Below are 15,133 nucleotides of genomic sequence, written 5' to 3' on the forward strand. Positions count from 1 at the left end.
TTACTCCTTACGCGCTCAGCAGTTGCTTCATATCTTCTTCAACGGTGGTCACGGAGCGCAGACCGAACTTCTCGTTGAGAACTGCCAGCAGGTCCGGCGTGAAGAAGCCAGGCGCAGTCGGGCCAGTGACGATGTTTTTCACACCCAGAGACAGCAGGGTCAGCAGAATGACAATCGCTTTCTGTTCGAACCAGGAGAGCACCAGAGACAGCGGCAGATCGTTCACGCCACAGCCCAGTTTCTCAGCCAGGGTTACCGCCAGGATGATGGCAGAGTATGCATCGTTACACTGACCTGCATCGACCAGACGCGGCAGGCCTTCGATATCGCCGAACTCCAGTTTGTTGAAACGGTATTTACCGCACGCCAGTGTCAGGATCAGGCAGTCGTCCGGCACGCTGGTGGCGAAGTCGGTGAAGTAGTTACGTTCGCCACGCGCGCCATCACAACCGCCAACCAGGAAGATGTGACGCAGTTTTTCGCGGCTTACCAGGTCGATCAGGGTATCAGCCGCGCCCAGCAGAGTCTGACGACCGAAACCAACGGTGATCAGGTGCGGAATTTCGCTGTACGGGAAGCCCGCCATCTGCTGAGCCTGAGCAATTACCGGAGCGAAGTTGTCGCCTTCGAGGTGGCTTACACCCGGCCAACCGACGATGCTACGAGTCCAGATACGGTCATCGTAGGCGCCAACGGTTGGGTCGATGATGCAGTTAGAGGTCATTACGATTGGGCCCGGGAAGCGGGCAAATTCAACCTGCTGATTCTGCCAGCCGCTGCCGTAGTTACCGATCAGGTGTTTGAACTTACGCAGTTCCGGGTAGCCGTGCGCCGGCAGCATTTCACCGTGGGTATAGACGTTAACGCCGGTACCTTCGGTCTGCTCCAGCAGGTTGTACAGATCTTTCAGGTCGTGACCGGAGATCAGGATGCACTTACCTTCGGTTGCTTTGACGTTGACCTGAGTTGGCGTCGGGTGGCCGTATTTAGTGGTTTCGCCAGCATCCAGAATGCTCATCACTTTGAAGTTCATCTGGCCGATTTCCATTGAGCACTCCAGCAGAGCGTTCATATCGGAAGGCCAGGTTCCCAGCCATGCCATGATTTTGTGGTACTGAGCGTAGATGTCGTTGTCGTACTGACCGAGAACGTGCGCGTGCTCCATGTAAGCTGCCGCACCTTTCAGGCCGTACAGGCACAGCAGACGCAGGCCGAGAATGTTCTCGCCAATGGCTGCTTTGTCTTTGTTCGGGGTAAATTCAGCGGCCTGACGTTGCAGGTCGCCCAGATCGTCGCTGACCAGTTGCAGATCGGCCATCGGGTTAGCGACCGCTGCGTTCGCGTCGATGTTCAGGCATTGCGCTTTCAGGGCGTCGCGCATGGCGATAGCTTCACGGGCATAGCCAACAATACGCGGGGAATCGAAGTTAACGTTGGTCAGCGTGGAGAAGAATGCACGCGGCGCAAAGTTATCAACCTCATGGTCGATGATGCCGTATTCACGTGCCTTAACAGCCCATGCAGACAGACCTTGTAGGGAAGCAATCAGCAGATCCTGCAAATCGGAGGTTTCAGCCGTTTTACCGCACATACCCTGCGCGTAAGAGCAGCCGTTTCCTGCCGGAGTACGGATGGTTTGTTCACATTGCACACAAAACATGGTCACACCTTTTAAAGTTATATTTAATATACATGTTTAAGGTTATGCCTGTGCGCGAAGGGATAAAAGGGATTTCTGCTACAACTTGCAGGGAGATTGATTTAGCGCAATTTTGGCGGTAGATGACTACCGCCAGAGAGGTATTTGTCCTGACGTCAGGCGGAGAAAAACGCCATCAGCAAAGGCACTAACAGACTCAGAATAAAGCCGTGGACGATGGCTGCCGGAACCATCTCCAGACCGCCGCTGCGTTGGAGCACCGGTAAGGTGAAATCCATTGATGTCGCGCCACATAGCCCCAGCGCGGTTGAGCGGCTGCGGCCCACCATTCCAGGAATCAACATAATGGCAATCAGCTCGCGGGCCAGGTCATTAAAGAAGGCGGCGCTACCAATCACTGGCCCGAACGATTCGGTTAACAGAATACCGGACAGGGAATACCAGCCAAAACCTGATGCCATCGCCAGCGCGGTTTTCAGCGGTAAGCCGAGGATCAACGCATTAATAACCCCTGCCAGCATCGAACTGGCGACGACGACCACCGCAACAATCATCCCCCGGCGATTCAGCACAATTTGCTTTAAGGTCATACCGCTGTTGCGCAGTTGAATCCCGACCAGGAACAGTAAAAAGATTAACGTATATTCGCTGGCTTCGGTGGCGTGCTGCAGAATAGGAAGACCGGTGAGGCCGAGCAGAAAACCCACGACGACGACGCCACAAAGCTGGAGCGACTCAAGCGCCATCGCAATTCGCGAGGGTAGCTTTTCTTGCTTGTGGTTATGTCGCCAGGGCAGCGAACGCTCCAGCCAGAACAGCGCCGCGATATTACACAGCAAAATGACCGTCACGCTGACCGCAGAATAATGAAGAATGGCTAACAGGTTGCTGGCGAGATTATCCAGAAACGCCAGGCTGATACCCATAAAAAAGAGAATAAGGTAGACGATCCAGCTCAACAGGCGATTGATGAGTTTTAATGCAGCCCTGTGCCGAAGCGGAATAAGGTAGCCCACAATAAGGGGAACCAGAATGATTAACAGCCCTGAAAACATGAAAACCAGATCCTTGCTGAGAGTAAGACGAAATGCGCCAGCACACACTACTCAATGCAAAGAAGGGAGTAAAGTTGCAAATAAAAGGAAATATAGCGGGGAAAAAAAGACCTGACTTGCGCCAGGCCTTTTTTGTTATCGATTAATCGCGTTTTTCCAGCAAAGTGCGGTAAATAAGACCGCCGAGGACCCCACCGATAATCGGCATAACCCAGAAGAACCACAATTGCTGTAATGCCCAGCCGCCCTGGAAGATGGCTACAGCGGTACTACGTGCCGGGTTAACGGAGGTGTTGGTAACCGGAATACTGATCAAGTGGATCAGGGTTAACGCCAGACCAATCGCAATAGGTGCAAAACCTGCCGGAGCATGTTTATCGGTCGCACCGTGGATCACTAATAAGAAACCAGCGGTCAAAATAATTTCAATTACGACGGCAGAAAGCATTGAATAGCCGCCAGGTGAATGTTCACCAAAGCCGTTCGAGGCAAAACCACTGGCAGTTGCGTCAAAACCAGCTTTACCGCTGGCAATAAGATACAGTGCCGCTGCTGCAACAATACCGCCCACAACCTGAGCGATAACATAACCAATAACGTCTTTTGCCGGGAAGCGACCGCCCGCCCATAAACCGAAGGTCACCGCCGGGTTAAAGTGTCCGCCGGAAATATGACCTACGGCGAATGCCATGGTTAATACGGTCAAACCAAACGCCAGCGCGACACCGGCAAATCCAATACCCAACTCCGGGAATGCTGCGGCCAGAACTGCGCTACCGCACCCACCAAAGACGAGCCAAAACGTACCGAAGAATTCGGCTGCTAATTTCCTGAACATAACCACCTCAATTAAAAGTTCCGGGTTCGTGTTCCTTACCCGGTAATTCATCGCTAAAAGGGACGATGATGAAAGAGCCGGTATTTTAGAAAAAAACATCATCCCTTCGCCAGTTAAATTGATGAAAAAATTTGATTTAAGGCAATATGTTGTGATTCCTTTTTGAATATTGGATGAATGAAGCATAGTTCAATTAGCAAAACGGCGATGATTGAGTTCTGAAATAATATTCCGGGGAAAACATAAGAAGAATATTCTTATATTTTTTGATTTCTGCGACTAACCTCCTGATCATATCGGGTGTCCTGAGCGCCCGCTTGCCGTTATACTCCTGATAACTTGAAGGAAAAAGTTAGCATTTCCGGAGGCTATATGATTCTCGAACGCGTTGAGATTGTTGGATTTCGTGGTATTAACCGTTTGTCGTTGATGCTGGAGCAAAGCAACGTGCTGATTGGGGAGAACGCGTGGGGTAAGTCCAGTCTGTTGGATGCTTTAACCCTGTTGCTGTCGCCGGAAATTGATTTATACCACTTTGACCGCGAAGATTTCTGGTTCCCGCCGGGCGATATACAAGGCCGGGAACATCATCTGCATATCATCCTGACGTTTCGTGAGTCTCAACCAGGTCGTCACCGCGTGCGCAGGTATCGTCCTCTGGAAGCCAGTTGGACGCTGTGTCAGGATGGCTATCACCGCATATTCTATCGGCTGGAAGGTGAATGTGCGGACGACGGTAGCGTTCTGACGTTACGCAGTTTTCTGGATGGCGAGGGCCATCAGCTTCCCCTCGACGACATTAACGATCAGGCGCGGCACCTCGTGCGTTTGATGCCAGTACTGCGCCTGCGTGACGCGCGTTTTATGCGACGGATCCGTAACGGTACGGTGCCGGATTCGGCGGATGTCGAAGTGACCGCGCGGCAACTGGATTTTCTGGCACGTGAACTGGCTACCCGACCGCAAAACCTGACAGATGGGCAGATACGTCAGGGGTTATCGGCCATGGTACAGCTATTGGAACACTATTTTTCTGAGCAGGGTTCCAGTCAGTCCCGCTATCGTCTGATGCGTCGACGTTCCAATAACGAACAACGTAGCTGGCGCTATCTGGATATTATCAACCGTATGATTGATAGACCGGGCGGACGCACGCACCGCGTGATCCTGTTGGGACTGTTTTCGACGCTGTTACAGGCCAAAGGCACGCTTAGGCTGGATAAAGACGCCCGGCCGTTACTGTTGGTAGAAGATCCTGAAACGCGTTTACATCCGATTATGCTGTCGGTTGCCTGGCACCTGCTGAATTTGCTTCCACTGCAACGGGTGGCGACCACCAACTCAGGTGAGTTACTGTCCCTCACCCCCGTGGAACATGTTGTCCGCCTGGTGCGTGAGTCTTCCCGCGTCGCCGCCTGGCGGCTTGGGCCAGGTGGGATCAGCGCAGAAGATGGTCGGCGTATTGCCTTTCATATTCGTTTTAACCGTGCATCGTCGTTGTTTGCCCGCTGCTGGCTGCTGGTGGAAGGCGAAACGGAAACCTGGGTCATTAACGAACTGGCCCGCCAGTGTGGGCACCACTTTGATGCGGAAGGTATCAAAGTCATTGAGTTTGCCCAGTCCGGCCTTAAGCCGCTGGTTAAGTTCGCCCGCCGGATGGGTATCGAGTGGCATGTGCTGGTTGATGGTGATGAAGCCGGGAAAAAGTATGCTGCTACGGTGCGGAGTTTGTTGAATAACGACAGAGAAGAAGAACGCGATCATTTAACCATGCTTCCCGCGCTGGACATGGAACACTTTATGTATCGCCAGGGGTTCGCTGACGTTTTTCACAGGGTGGCGCAAATCCCCGAAAACGTGCCCATGAATATGCGCAAAATTATCTCGAAGGCGATTCACCGGTCGTCAAAACCAGATTTAGCCATTGAGGTGGCGATGGAAGCCGGTCGGCGCGGCGTTGACGCGGTGCCAACGCTGCTGCGAAAAATGTTTTCCCGCGTGCTGTGGTTGGCACGCGGCAGAGCGGATTAGCGGCGAAACATCGACGACAGCTGCGAGTGGATGCTGTCCAGTAGCTGGTAGCGACGGCGGTATTCCGCGCGTTTTTTGCTGGCAATGTCCGCTTCGCTTTTTCGCGCCATTGTGCGTGGGATATGGTAATAGCCGTGACTGTCGCACTCACCGCCAACCGACTCCCAAAATGCGTTGTAGTCGGAAAGTATCACCTTGTTTTTATCGTGGTAACGCGGGCTGCGAAAGATATGCTGTTCATTGCTGACAGCCAGAATTTGTTTAATATTCAATTGTTCTGCAAAGCAGCAAATGGCTTCCATCACAATACGTTTAGGGAAAATCCCGTAGCATGATTTGGTCGCTTTTTGAATTTCTTCATGTGGCAGTAATCGACTGCCTCCCTGTAACCCGCCAATAAACAGTGTGCTGCTTCCTTGATAATTGCACAGCGTAAACGTCATTTCCGCTAAAGTCTCGCCAGCGCTATTGCGTACCAGAATGGTACTTTCACCTTCTTTATCCAGTGAGATAAATGAGCCCAGTATTACGCTAAATATTTCGCTATTTTTGCCTTCAATTTGTGCCAGTTGTAATCCATCCGCACTTAAATAAGCTTTATATTCAGTGGCTGAAAAAGAGCTGCGGATAGCATTGTAATGAAAACGCACAGCATCCAGTTTCATTTTCCGATCAAGGTTTTGTGCGAGATAGGCGCGATGTAGGCGAACCGGCAGACGAGGCTGGCGTGCCAGTACGCTATCGAGATCAGGCCATTGCGCCAGTTCAGTCATCCATTCATGCATTAATCGTGGCATAAGCGCTGAGCGCAACAAAAACTTACGACGGAAGCTACGCTGATGCCAAAATTTTCCAGGGCGCCAATGTCCGGTCATCAGGCTACAAAAGAGGCTAAAACTTGTGGCGGGTTTTGAAGAATGAAAAGTGCTGTCAGTTAGCTGGCTCATAATAACAATCCGATGGATACTCTGGTACTAATTTCAACACAGCGGATCTTAACCATTCATCAATAACTCTGTTATTCTTGCGTTTTTCAACGGCTATTTATTTAACGTTGATGTTTACCACTCCACTCTGGTGGACGTATTGGGGGAAATTGGGACATTTATGAAGCTCAAGGGAAAAATCAAAAAGCGCTATTTTCTCTTCGCCATCATCATTATTGTGGCGATAATTGCACTTTGGCGAACGCTTAATGCGCCTTTACCTCAGTATCAAACGTTAATTGTGCGTCCGGGCGATCTGCAGCAAAGCGTACTGGCAACCGGGAAACTGGATGCGTTGCGTAAAGTTGACGTCGGGGCGCAGGTAAGCGGGCAGTTAAAAACGCTGTCGGTCGCGATTGGCGACAAAGTAAAAAAAGATCAACTGCTTGGCGTTATCGATCCTGAACAGGCGCAAAACCAGATTAAAGAGGTTGAAGCGACGCTGATGGAATTACGCGCTCAGCGTTTACAGGCTGAAGCCGAGTGGAAACTGGCGCGGGTAACGCTTTCCCGTCAGCAACAGCTGGCGAAAACCCAGGCTGTCTCGCAGCAGGATCTCGACACGGCGGCTACTCAGATGGCGGTCAAACAGGCGCAAATCGGCACAATTGATGCGCAAATTAAGCGTAATCAGGCCTCTCTCGATACGGCAAAAACCAACCTTGATTACACCCGCATCGTCGCGCCAATGGCAGGCGAAGTCACGCAAATTACTACCCTTCAGGGGCAAACCGTTATTGCTGCCCAGCAGGCGCCTAACATTCTGACATTGGCAGATATGAGCACCATGCTGGTGAAAGCGCAGGTTTCCGAGGCGGATGTGATTCACCTGCATCCCGGGCAAAAGGCCTGGTTTACCGTACTGGGCGATCCTCAGACGCGCTACGAAGGTAAGCTCAAAGATGTTCTTCCGACGCCAGAGAAAGTGAATGATGCAATTTTCTACTATGCTCGCTTCGAAGTTCCCAACCCGAAAGGGATCCTGCGTCTGGATATGACCGCGCAGGTCCATATCCAGCTCACCGATGTGAAAAATGTCCTGACGATCCCGCTGTCGGCGCTGGGCGATCCTATTGGCAACAATCGTTATAACGTCAGGCTGCTGCGTAACGGTGAAACCCGTGAACGTGAAGTGGTTATCGGCGCGCGTAATGACACCGATGTGGAGATCGTGAAAGGGCTGGAAGAGGGGGATGAAGTCATCACCGGTGAGGGCAACGCTGGAGCGCCAAAATGACGGCATTGCTTGAACTGAGCAATATCCGCCGCAGCTATCCGTCAGGCGAAGGTCAGGTCGAGGTATTGAAGGACGTATCCTTGAGCATTCAGGCCGGGGAAATGGTAGCGATTGTCGGGGCGTCTGGCTCGGGTAAATCGACGCTGATGAATATTCTCGGCTGTCTGGACAAACCCACCAGCGGTACGTATCGGGTTGCCGGGCGCGATGTCTCCACGCTGGATAGCGATGCGTTAGCCCAGCTGCGTCGCGAACATTTCGGTTTTATCTTCCAGCGTTATCATTTGTTGTCGCATTTAACCGCCGCGCAAAACGTTGAGGTGCCTGCAGTCTACGCTGGTACCGAACGTAAGCAGCGCCTGGCCCGTGCGCAAGAACTCCTGCAGCGACTGGGGCTGGGCGACAGATTCGACTATCAGCCTTCCCAGCTTTCCGGTGGTCAGCAGCAGCGGGTCAGTATTGCGCGTGCGCTGATGAACGGGGGACAGGTTATCCTCGCCGACGAACCCACCGGCGCGCTGGACAGCCATTCAGGCGAAGAGGTGATGGCGATTTTGCATCAGCTGCGCGATCGCGGGCATACGGTGATTATCGTCACTCACGACAGCCAGGTCGCCGCGCAGGCCGAACGCGTCATTGAAATTCGTGACGGCGAGATTGTGCGCAATCCGCCGTCGCACAAACCCTCTACCGGGCGCGATATCGCGGAGCCGACGGTGAAAACGGCGTCCGGCTGGGGGCAGTTTGTCAGCGGTTTTCGCGAAGCGCTCACTATGGCCTGGCTGGCAATGGCTGCGAATAAAATGCGAACGCTACTGACCATGCTTGGGATCATCATCGGTATTGCTTCGGTGGTGTCGATTGTGGTGGTAGGCGATGCGGCTAAACAGCTGGTACTGGCAGATATTCGCGCTATTGGCACCAATACCATCGATATCTATCCTGGCAAAGATTTCGGCGACGACGACCCACAATATCAACAGGCGCTGAAGTATGACGATTTAACGGCGTTACAGAAGCAGCCCTGGGTCAGTTCGGTGACGCCTGCGGTGTCGAAAAACCTGCGGCTACGCTATGGCAATATCGACGTGGCCGCCAGTGCTAATGGCGTTAGCGGCGACTATTTCAATGTCTATGGCATGACGTTTAGCGAAGGGACCACTTTTAACGCTGAACAACTGGCGGGGCGCGCTCAGGTGGTGGTGCTCGACAGCAATACCCGTCGTCAATTGTTCCCCAACAAAGCGAAAGTTGTCGGCGAAGTCGTGCTGGTGGGGAATATGCCTGCCACGGTGATTGGTGTTGCAGAAGAGAAACAGTCGATGTTTGGCAGTAGCAAGATCCTGCGGGTCTGGCTGCCTTACAGCACCATGTCCGGGCGAATTATGGGGCAGTCGTGGCTGAACTCGATCACCGTGCGGGTGAAAGACGGTTTTGATAGTGCCCAGGCCGAGCAGCAGCTCACCCGACTACTGACGTTACGCCACGGTAAGAAGGATTTCTTCACCTGGAATATGGACGGTGTCTTGAAAACCGCCGAAAAGACCACACGTACATTACAACTCTTCCTGACGCTGGTGGCCGTGATTTCGCTGGTGGTCGGTGGGATTGGTGTGATGAATATTATGCTGGTTTCGGTAACCGAACGAACGCGCGAGATTGGCATTCGTATGGCGGTTGGCGCCCGCGCCAGTGACGTACTGCAGCAGTTCTTAATTGAAGCGGTGCTGGTGTGTCTGGTTGGCGGCGCGTTGGGCATTAGCTTGTCGATGCTGATCGCCTTTACGCTTCAGCTATTCCTGCCTGGCTGGGAAATAGGTTTCTCACCCGTAGCCTTATTGACGGCGTTTCTGTGTTCGACTGCGACCGGGATTTTGTTTGGCTGGCTACCGGCGCGAAATGCGGCGCGGCTGGATCCGGTAGATGCTCTGGCGCGGGAATAATACCATCGAGATAAAAATGCCAGCCGCAAAGGCTGGCATTTTGACTGCGGGATGTACACAATGAAACAGAAGAGCTATGCGACAGCTTCTGCTTCAATGACAGGCACGATGACGCTGGCATGATTGCCTTTTGGCCCCTGGTGGACATCAAACTGGACAGACTGCCCGGCTTTTAGCGTTCTGTAACCATCCATCTGAATGGTGGAGTAATGGGCGAAAATATCTTCGCCGCCGCCTTCGGGGCAGATGAAACCAAACCCTTTGGCGTTGTTGAACCACTTAACAGTACCCGTTTCCATGCTTCGACATCCTTCGTAAATCTTATATAAGTAAGATGGAATGAACCGGTGGCGGAGTGGGGGCTGTTCAAAACCTCGCCAACTCTCGAAACTACAATTTAGAGAAATCAGGCGAGGCGTCAAGCGCCAGGCTGACGGAATAGGGTAAAAATGCATCAAAATTTGAAGCAGTTAACGCTATTGTCGGTTATGTGACAGATGTCGCGGATGGCACTAATAGATGATAGTTATCTAATACTTGAGGTAGATTGATTGTGCGCATAGGCTGCTTGTCAGCGGCAAGATTTTCTGCCGGAAACCGTAACTGAAGATGACGACTGACAATGGGTAAGACTAACGACTGGCTGGATTTCGATCTGCTGGCGGAAGATAAATTGCGCGACGCGCTAAAACCGCCATCTATGTATAAAGTGATATTAGTCAATGATGATTACACTCCGATGGAGTTTGTTATTGACGTGTTACAAAAATTCTTTTCTTATGATGTAGAACGTGCAACGCAACTGATGCTTGCCGTTCACTATCAAGGTAAAGCGATTTGCGGCGTATTCACTGCCGAAGTGGCTGAAACCAAAGTTGCGATGGTGAACAAGTATGCGAGGGAGAACGAGCATCCGTTGCTGTGTACGCTAGAAAAAGCCTAAATGCAGGCATAAATATTGGGGGAGGTGCCTATGCTCAATCAAGAACTGGAGCTCAGTTTAAACATGGCTTTCGCCAGAGCGCGCGAGCACCGACATGAGTTTATGACCGTCGAGCACTTGCTACTGGCATTGCTCAGTAACCCATCGGCCCGCGAAGCGCTGGAAGCGTGTTCTGTGGATCTGGTGGCGCTGCGTCAGGAACTCGAAGCCTTCATTGAACAAACCACACCCGTATTGCCTGCCAGTGAAGAAGAGCGCGACACGCAGCCCACGTTGAGTTTTCAGCGTGTGTTGCAACGCGCGGTCTTTCATGTTCAGTCCTCCGGGCGCAATGAAGTTACCGGTGCTAATGTGCTGGTCGCCATCTTCAGCGAGCAGGAATCTCAGGCGGCTTATCTGCTGCGTAAGCATGAAGTGAGTCGCCTTGATGTGGTGAATTTTATTTCTCATGGCACGCGCAAAGACGAACCAAGTCAGTCCTCTGACTCTGGTAATCAGCCGAATAACGAAGAGCAAGCTGGCGGGGAGGACCGTATGGAGAACTTCACGACTAACCTTAACCAGCTTGCCCGTGTGGGCGGAATTGATCCGCTCATTGGCCGGGACAAAGAGCTGGAACGCGCCATTCAGGTACTGTGCCGTCGTCGAAAAAACAACCCGCTGCTGGTAGGTGAGTCTGGCGTCGGTAAAACCGCTATTGCGGAAGGCCTCGCCTGGCGTATCGTCCAGGGCGACGTGCCGGAAGTGATGGCTGATTGTACCCTATACTCTCTGGATATCGGCTCGCTGCTGGCGGGTACCAAATACCGTGGCGATTTTGAAAAACGCTTTAAGGCGCTGCTGAAACAACTGGAACAGGATACTAACAGCATTCTGTTTATCGATGAGATCCACACCATTATCGGCGCGGGTGCGGCATCGGGCGGCCAGGTGGATGCAGCTAACCTGATCAAGCCGTTGCTCTCCAGCGGTAAAATCCGTGTGATAGGCTCCACAACCTATCAGGAATTCAGCAATATCTTTGAAAAGGACCGCGCGCTAGCACGCCGTTTCCAGAAAATCGATATCACTGAGCCGTCGGTTGAAGAGACCGTGCAGATCATCAACGGTCTGAAGCCGAAATACGAAGCGCACCATGACGTTCGCTACACCGCCAAAGCGGTGCGTGCAGCGGTCGAACTGGCGGTGAAATACATTAACGATCGTCATCTGCCGGACAAAGCGATTGACGTGATCGATGAGGCGGGCGCGCGGGCACGTCTGATGCCGGTCAGCAAGCGCAAGAAAACCGTCAACGTGGCGGATATCGAGTCCGTCGTGGCCCGCATTGCGCGGATCCCGGAGAAGAGCGTTTCGCAGAGCGATCGCGATACGCTGAAAAACCTGGGCAACCGTCTGAAAATGCTGGTATTCGGACAGGATAAAGCCATTGAGGCGCTGACTGAAGCGATCAAAATGAGCCGTGCTGGTCTGGGACACGAGCATAAACCTGTCGGTTCGTTCCTGTTTGCCGGACCGACTGGCGTTGGTAAGACCGAAGTCACGGTGCAGTTGTCCAAAGCGCTGGGTATTGAGCTGCTGCGGTTTGATATGTCCGAGTATATGGAACGTCACACCGTCAGCCGCCTGATTGGTGCGCCTCCAGGATATGTCGGTTTCGACCAGGGCGGTTTGCTGACGGATGCTGTCATTAAGCATCCGCATGCGGTACTGCTGCTGGATGAAATCGAAAAAGCGCATCCGGACGTCTTTAACCTGCTGCTGCAGGTGATGGATAACGGTACGCTGACCGACAATAACGGGCGTAAAGCGGATTTCCGCAACGTGGTGCTGGTCATGACCACCAACGCCGGCGTGCGTGAAACCGAGCGTAAATCGATTGGGCTGATTCATCAGGACAACAGTACTGATGCGATGGGCGAAATCAAAAAAGTGTTTACGCCGGAATTCCGTAACCGTCTCGACAACATTATCTGGTTCGATCATCTCTCTACTGAGGTGATTCATCAGGTTGTTGATAAGTTTATCGTCGAACTTCAGGTTCAGTTGGATCAGAAAGGTGTCTCTCTGGAAGTGAGTCAGGAAGCCCGCGACTGGCTGGCTGAGAAGGGCTATGACCGCGCAATGGGTGCACGCCCGATGACGCGCGTTGTCCAGGATAACCTGAAAAAACCATTGGCTAACGAACTGCTGTTCGGCTCGCTTGTGGATGGCGGTCAGGTGACCGTTGCGCTGGATAAAGAGAAAAATGAGCTGACCTATGGTTTCCAGAGTGCGCAAAAGCACAAGCCAGAAGCAGCGCATTAATATCTAACCACCTAATGAACCGGGCGTAATGCCCGGTTTTTTTTCGCCTGAAAGTCGTGATTTGAATAGGGGGGGGTAAACGGCAGGCAAAAAATAAGCCTGCGTAAGGGAGATTACGCAGGCTAAGGAGGTGGTTCCTGGTACAGCTAGCATTTATGGGTTATGTTTTTCAGCGGATGGGATAATACCCTTAATGAACGAAGCGGTATGTGATCGATTTCTAAGAATCTTCCGAACGCTGAAAAATAACCGTAATTAACTACTTAGCATGTGGGTTGCGCGTGGACTCACCGGCAAAATTACGCATCAACAATGCATAATTCAGATCGATATCCTCCGGTACAGGCATCCACACTGTGTAACCATCGCCCGGCGCAACCGGCATCGCTTCGCCTTTCGCGTTTTCCATCTGTTCGAGGGTAAAGTTGATGTTGCCCTGTGGGGTCATCAGCTCCAGGCTGTCGCCGACGGTGAATTTATTTTTCACCAGCACAGCCGCCAGTTCACCTTTACGTTCGCCTGTGAATTCGCCGACAAACTGCTGACGCTCGGATACAGAGAAGCCGTATTCGTAGTTCTGATAGTCGTCATGCGTATGGCGGCGCAGGAACCCCTCGGTGTAACCGCGATGCGCCAGACCTTCCAGCGTTTCCAGCAGTTGCGGGTCGAACGGTTTCCCGGCAGCGGCATCATCAATGGCCTTGCGATAAACCTGCGCGGTACGTGCACAGTAATAGTATGATTTAGTACGGCCTTCAATTTTCAGCGAATGCACGCCCATCTGAGTCAGGCGCTCAACGTGGGCAATGGCACGCAAATCCTTCGAGTTCATGATGTAAGTGCCGTGTTCGTCTTCAAACGCGGTCATGTACTCACCCGGACGCTGGGCTTCTTCGATCATAAAGACTTTGTCAGTCGGCGCGCCAATACCCAGCGTTGGCTCAACATTTTGTACCGGGATAGGCTCGTACTTATGCACGATATTGCCCACCACGTCTTCTTTGCCTTCCTGCACGTTGTATTCCCAGCGGCAGGCATTGGTACAGGTACCCTGATTTGGGTCACGCTTGTTGATGTAGCCAGAGAGCAGGCAGCGGCCGGAGTAAGCCATGCACAGTGCGCCGTGAACAAAGATCTCAATTTCCATATCCGGCACCTGGGTGCGGATCTCTTCAATTTCTTCTAACGACAGTTCGCGGGACAGGATCACACGGGTCAATCCCATCTGCTTCCAGAATTTCACCGTCGCCCAGTTTACGGCGTTAGCCTGTACTGAAAGGTGAATGTCCATGTCAGGGAAGTTTTCGCGCACCAGCATAATCAGACCGGGGTCGGACATGATCAGTGCATCCGGTCCCATTTCCACCACCGGTTTCAGGTCACGAATGAAGGTCTTCAGCTTGGCGTTATGCGGGGCAATATTAACCACCACATAGAATTTTTTACCCAGTTCATGGGCTTCATTAATGCCTAGCTGCAGGTTTTCGTGATTGAATTCGTTGTTGCGTACGCGCAGTGAGTAACGCGGCTGGCCCGCATATACAGCGTCTGCGCCATAGGCGAAAGCGTAACGCATGTTTTTCAGCGTTCCCGCCGGGGAAAGGAGTTCCGGTTTAAACATAATTATCTCGTTCTGATGACAGGTCAGACTCGCCTCACTCAATGAGGCGGTTAGGGGAGTGCCCCCATATTAAGGGCGGGCATTGTAGCGCTGTGGGGAAGACAGGTAAAGAAAAACGCCGGGCGACAGCGTGGCGTTACCCGGCTGAGCGAGTCATTATCAGGTTTTATCTTTTATCGTCTGACTTACACCATTGGCCTTAACTGAAGCAATACCGGTCTCGCGCGACTGTTCATTCGCATACAGTTGACTGCTACCAATAATCTGGTGGTTTGCTGCTTTCAGATTGAAATGCAATTTGCCATTAGCTGCCGTTTTTTTCTCATAACGCTCGGCCAGAGGGCTGTTAGCCTGGACAGATGCGATCCCTTTTTCTGCCGCGCCTTTTGTCGTGTAAAGCTCACTGGTAAGGATAGTTTCCCCGTTTCCAGCCTTAAGCACAAAGCGGTACTGATCATCGCTACTCTTGCTTAATTCAAACCAACCAGCCATATGAACTCCTTGATTAAAGT

Annotated in this window: 12 protein-coding genes; 5 read left to right on the top strand and 7 right to left on the bottom strand. The window is 52.2% G+C overall.

Features of this window, described 5'->3' with window-relative positions:
• Positions 1 to 7: 7 nt before the first annotated feature.
• The 3 genes from hcp to aqpZ form a co-directional block, all read right to left on the bottom strand.
• On the bottom strand, positions 8 to 1,660 hold the full coding sequence (hcp, locus tag GFC06_RS12735; RefSeq protein WP_016153657.1) for a hydroxylamine reductase: 1,653 nt from the start codon (positions 1,658 to 1,660) through the stop codon (positions 8 to 10).
• A 155-nt stretch (positions 1,661 to 1,815) separates the two neighbouring features.
• Positions 1,816 to 2,715 (bottom strand): lysine exporter LysO family protein, encoded by a 900-nt coding sequence (locus GFC06_RS12740; RefSeq protein WP_016153656.1) that lies wholly within the window; start codon positions 2,713 to 2,715, stop codon positions 1,816 to 1,818.
• A gap of 142 nt (positions 2,716 to 2,857) precedes the next feature.
• The gene (gene aqpZ, locus GFC06_RS12745) at positions 2,858 to 3,553 is read right to left on the bottom strand and encodes an aquaporin Z (protein WP_003840208.1); all 696 of its coding nucleotides are present in this window, start codon (positions 3,551 to 3,553) and stop codon (positions 2,858 to 2,860) included.
• A 372-nt stretch (positions 3,554 to 3,925) separates the two neighbouring features.
• On the opposite strand from aqpZ, the gene GFC06_RS12750 reads away from it, so the two are divergent.
• A complete protein-coding gene (locus GFC06_RS12750; RefSeq protein WP_103766527.1) occupies positions 3,926 to 5,584 on the top strand; it encodes an ATP-dependent endonuclease in 1,659 nt (552 codons plus the stop codon).
• On the opposite strand, the gene GFC06_RS12755 is transcribed toward GFC06_RS12750, so the two are convergent.
• Complete coding sequence (locus tag GFC06_RS12755; RefSeq protein ID WP_049042464.1) at positions 5,581 to 6,531, bottom strand: VirK/YbjX family protein; 951 nt, start codon at positions 6,529 to 6,531, stop codon at positions 5,581 to 5,583. The genes GFC06_RS12750 and GFC06_RS12755 overlap by 4 nt on opposite strands.
• Positions 6,532 to 6,691: 160 nt before the next feature.
• Between GFC06_RS12755 and macA the strand changes: the two genes are divergently transcribed.
• Both macA and macB read left to right on the top strand, forming a co-directional pair.
• The gene (gene macA / locus GFC06_RS12760; protein ID WP_016156938.1) at positions 6,692 to 7,807 is read left to right on the top strand and encodes a macrolide transporter subunit MacA; all 1,116 of its coding nucleotides are present in this window, start codon (positions 6,692 to 6,694) and stop codon (positions 7,805 to 7,807) included.
• Complete coding sequence (macB, locus tag GFC06_RS12765) at positions 7,804 to 9,750, top strand: macrolide ABC transporter ATP-binding protein/permease MacB (RefSeq protein WP_153690214.1); 1,947 nt, start codon at positions 7,804 to 7,806, stop codon at positions 9,748 to 9,750. Before macA ends, macB begins: the two co-directional genes overlap by 4 nt.
• A gap of 74 nt (positions 9,751 to 9,824) precedes the next feature.
• On the opposite strand, the gene cspD is transcribed toward macB, so the two are convergent.
• Positions 9,825 to 10,049: a cold shock-like protein CspD gene (gene cspD / locus GFC06_RS12770; protein ID WP_003036813.1), complete on the bottom strand. Its 225-nt coding sequence runs from the start codon at positions 10,047 to 10,049 to the stop codon at positions 9,825 to 9,827.
• Positions 10,050 to 10,372: 323 nt separating this feature from the next.
• Here cspD and clpS point away from each other — a divergent pair, with 323 nt between their 5' ends.
• Both clpS and clpA read left to right on the top strand, forming a co-directional pair.
• On the top strand, positions 10,373 to 10,693 hold the full coding sequence (gene clpS / locus GFC06_RS12775; RefSeq protein WP_003036810.1) for an ATP-dependent Clp protease adapter ClpS: 321 nt from the start codon (positions 10,373 to 10,375) through the stop codon (positions 10,691 to 10,693).
• Positions 10,694 to 10,723: 30 nt separating this feature from the next.
• Positions 10,724 to 13,000, top strand: coding sequence for an ATP-dependent Clp protease ATP-binding subunit ClpA (clpA, locus tag GFC06_RS12780; RefSeq protein ID WP_016153651.1), 2,277 nt, complete (start codon positions 10,724 to 10,726; stop codon positions 12,998 to 13,000).
• Positions 13,001 to 13,259: 259 nt separating this feature from the next.
• On the opposite strand, the gene trhP is transcribed toward clpA, so the two are convergent.
• A complete protein-coding gene (gene trhP, locus GFC06_RS12785; RefSeq protein ID WP_006683890.1) occupies positions 13,260 to 14,621 on the bottom strand; it encodes a prephenate-dependent tRNA uridine(34) hydroxylase TrhP in 1,362 nt (453 codons plus the stop codon).
• 159 nt (positions 14,622 to 14,780) lie between these two features.
• A complete protein-coding gene (locus GFC06_RS12790) occupies positions 14,781 to 15,113 on the bottom strand; it encodes a YegP family protein (protein WP_047501032.1) in 333 nt (110 codons plus the stop codon).
• Positions 15,114 to 15,133: the final 20 nt, after the last annotated feature.

This window comes from Citrobacter braakii (genome assembly GCF_009648935.1).
In the GTDB taxonomy this organism is placed as follows: Bacteria; Pseudomonadota; Gammaproteobacteria; order Enterobacterales; family Enterobacteriaceae; genus Citrobacter; species Citrobacter braakii.

Bases quoted from the DNA above. Each gene is read 5' to 3' on its own strand.
- hcp (WP_016153657.1), bottom strand. From the start codon at position 1,660: ATGTTTTGTGTGCAATGTGAACAAACCATCCGTACTCCGGCAGGAAAC.
- GFC06_RS12740 (WP_016153656.1), bottom strand. From the start codon at position 2,715: ATGTTTTCAGGGCTGTTAATCATTCTGGTTCCCCTTATTGTGGGCTAC.
- aqpZ (WP_003840208.1), bottom strand. From the start codon at position 3,553: ATGTTCAGGAAATTAGCAGCCGAATTCTTCGGTACGTTTTGGCTCGTC.
- GFC06_RS12750 (WP_103766527.1), top strand. From the start codon at position 3,926: ATGATTCTCGAACGCGTTGAGATTGTTGGATTTCGTGGTATTAACCGT.
- GFC06_RS12755 (WP_049042464.1), bottom strand. From the start codon at position 6,531: ATGAGCCAGCTAACTGACAGCACTTTTCATTCTTCAAAACCCGCCACA.
- macA (WP_016156938.1), top strand. From the start codon at position 6,692: ATGAAGCTCAAGGGAAAAATCAAAAAGCGCTATTTTCTCTTCGCCATC.
- macB (WP_153690214.1), top strand. From the start codon at position 7,804: ATGACGGCATTGCTTGAACTGAGCAATATCCGCCGCAGCTATCCGTCA.
- cspD (WP_003036813.1), bottom strand. From the start codon at position 10,049: ATGGAAACGGGTACTGTTAAGTGGTTCAACAACGCCAAAGGGTTTGGT.
- clpS (WP_003036810.1), top strand. From the start codon at position 10,373: ATGGGTAAGACTAACGACTGGCTGGATTTCGATCTGCTGGCGGAAGAT.
- clpA (WP_016153651.1), top strand. From the start codon at position 10,724: ATGCTCAATCAAGAACTGGAGCTCAGTTTAAACATGGCTTTCGCCAGA.
- trhP (WP_006683890.1), bottom strand. From the start codon at position 14,621: ATGTTTAAACCGGAACTCCTTTCCCCGGCGGGAACGCTGAAAAACATG.
- GFC06_RS12790 (WP_047501032.1), bottom strand. From the start codon at position 15,113: ATGGCTGGTTGGTTTGAATTAAGCAAGAGTAGCGATGATCAGTACCGC.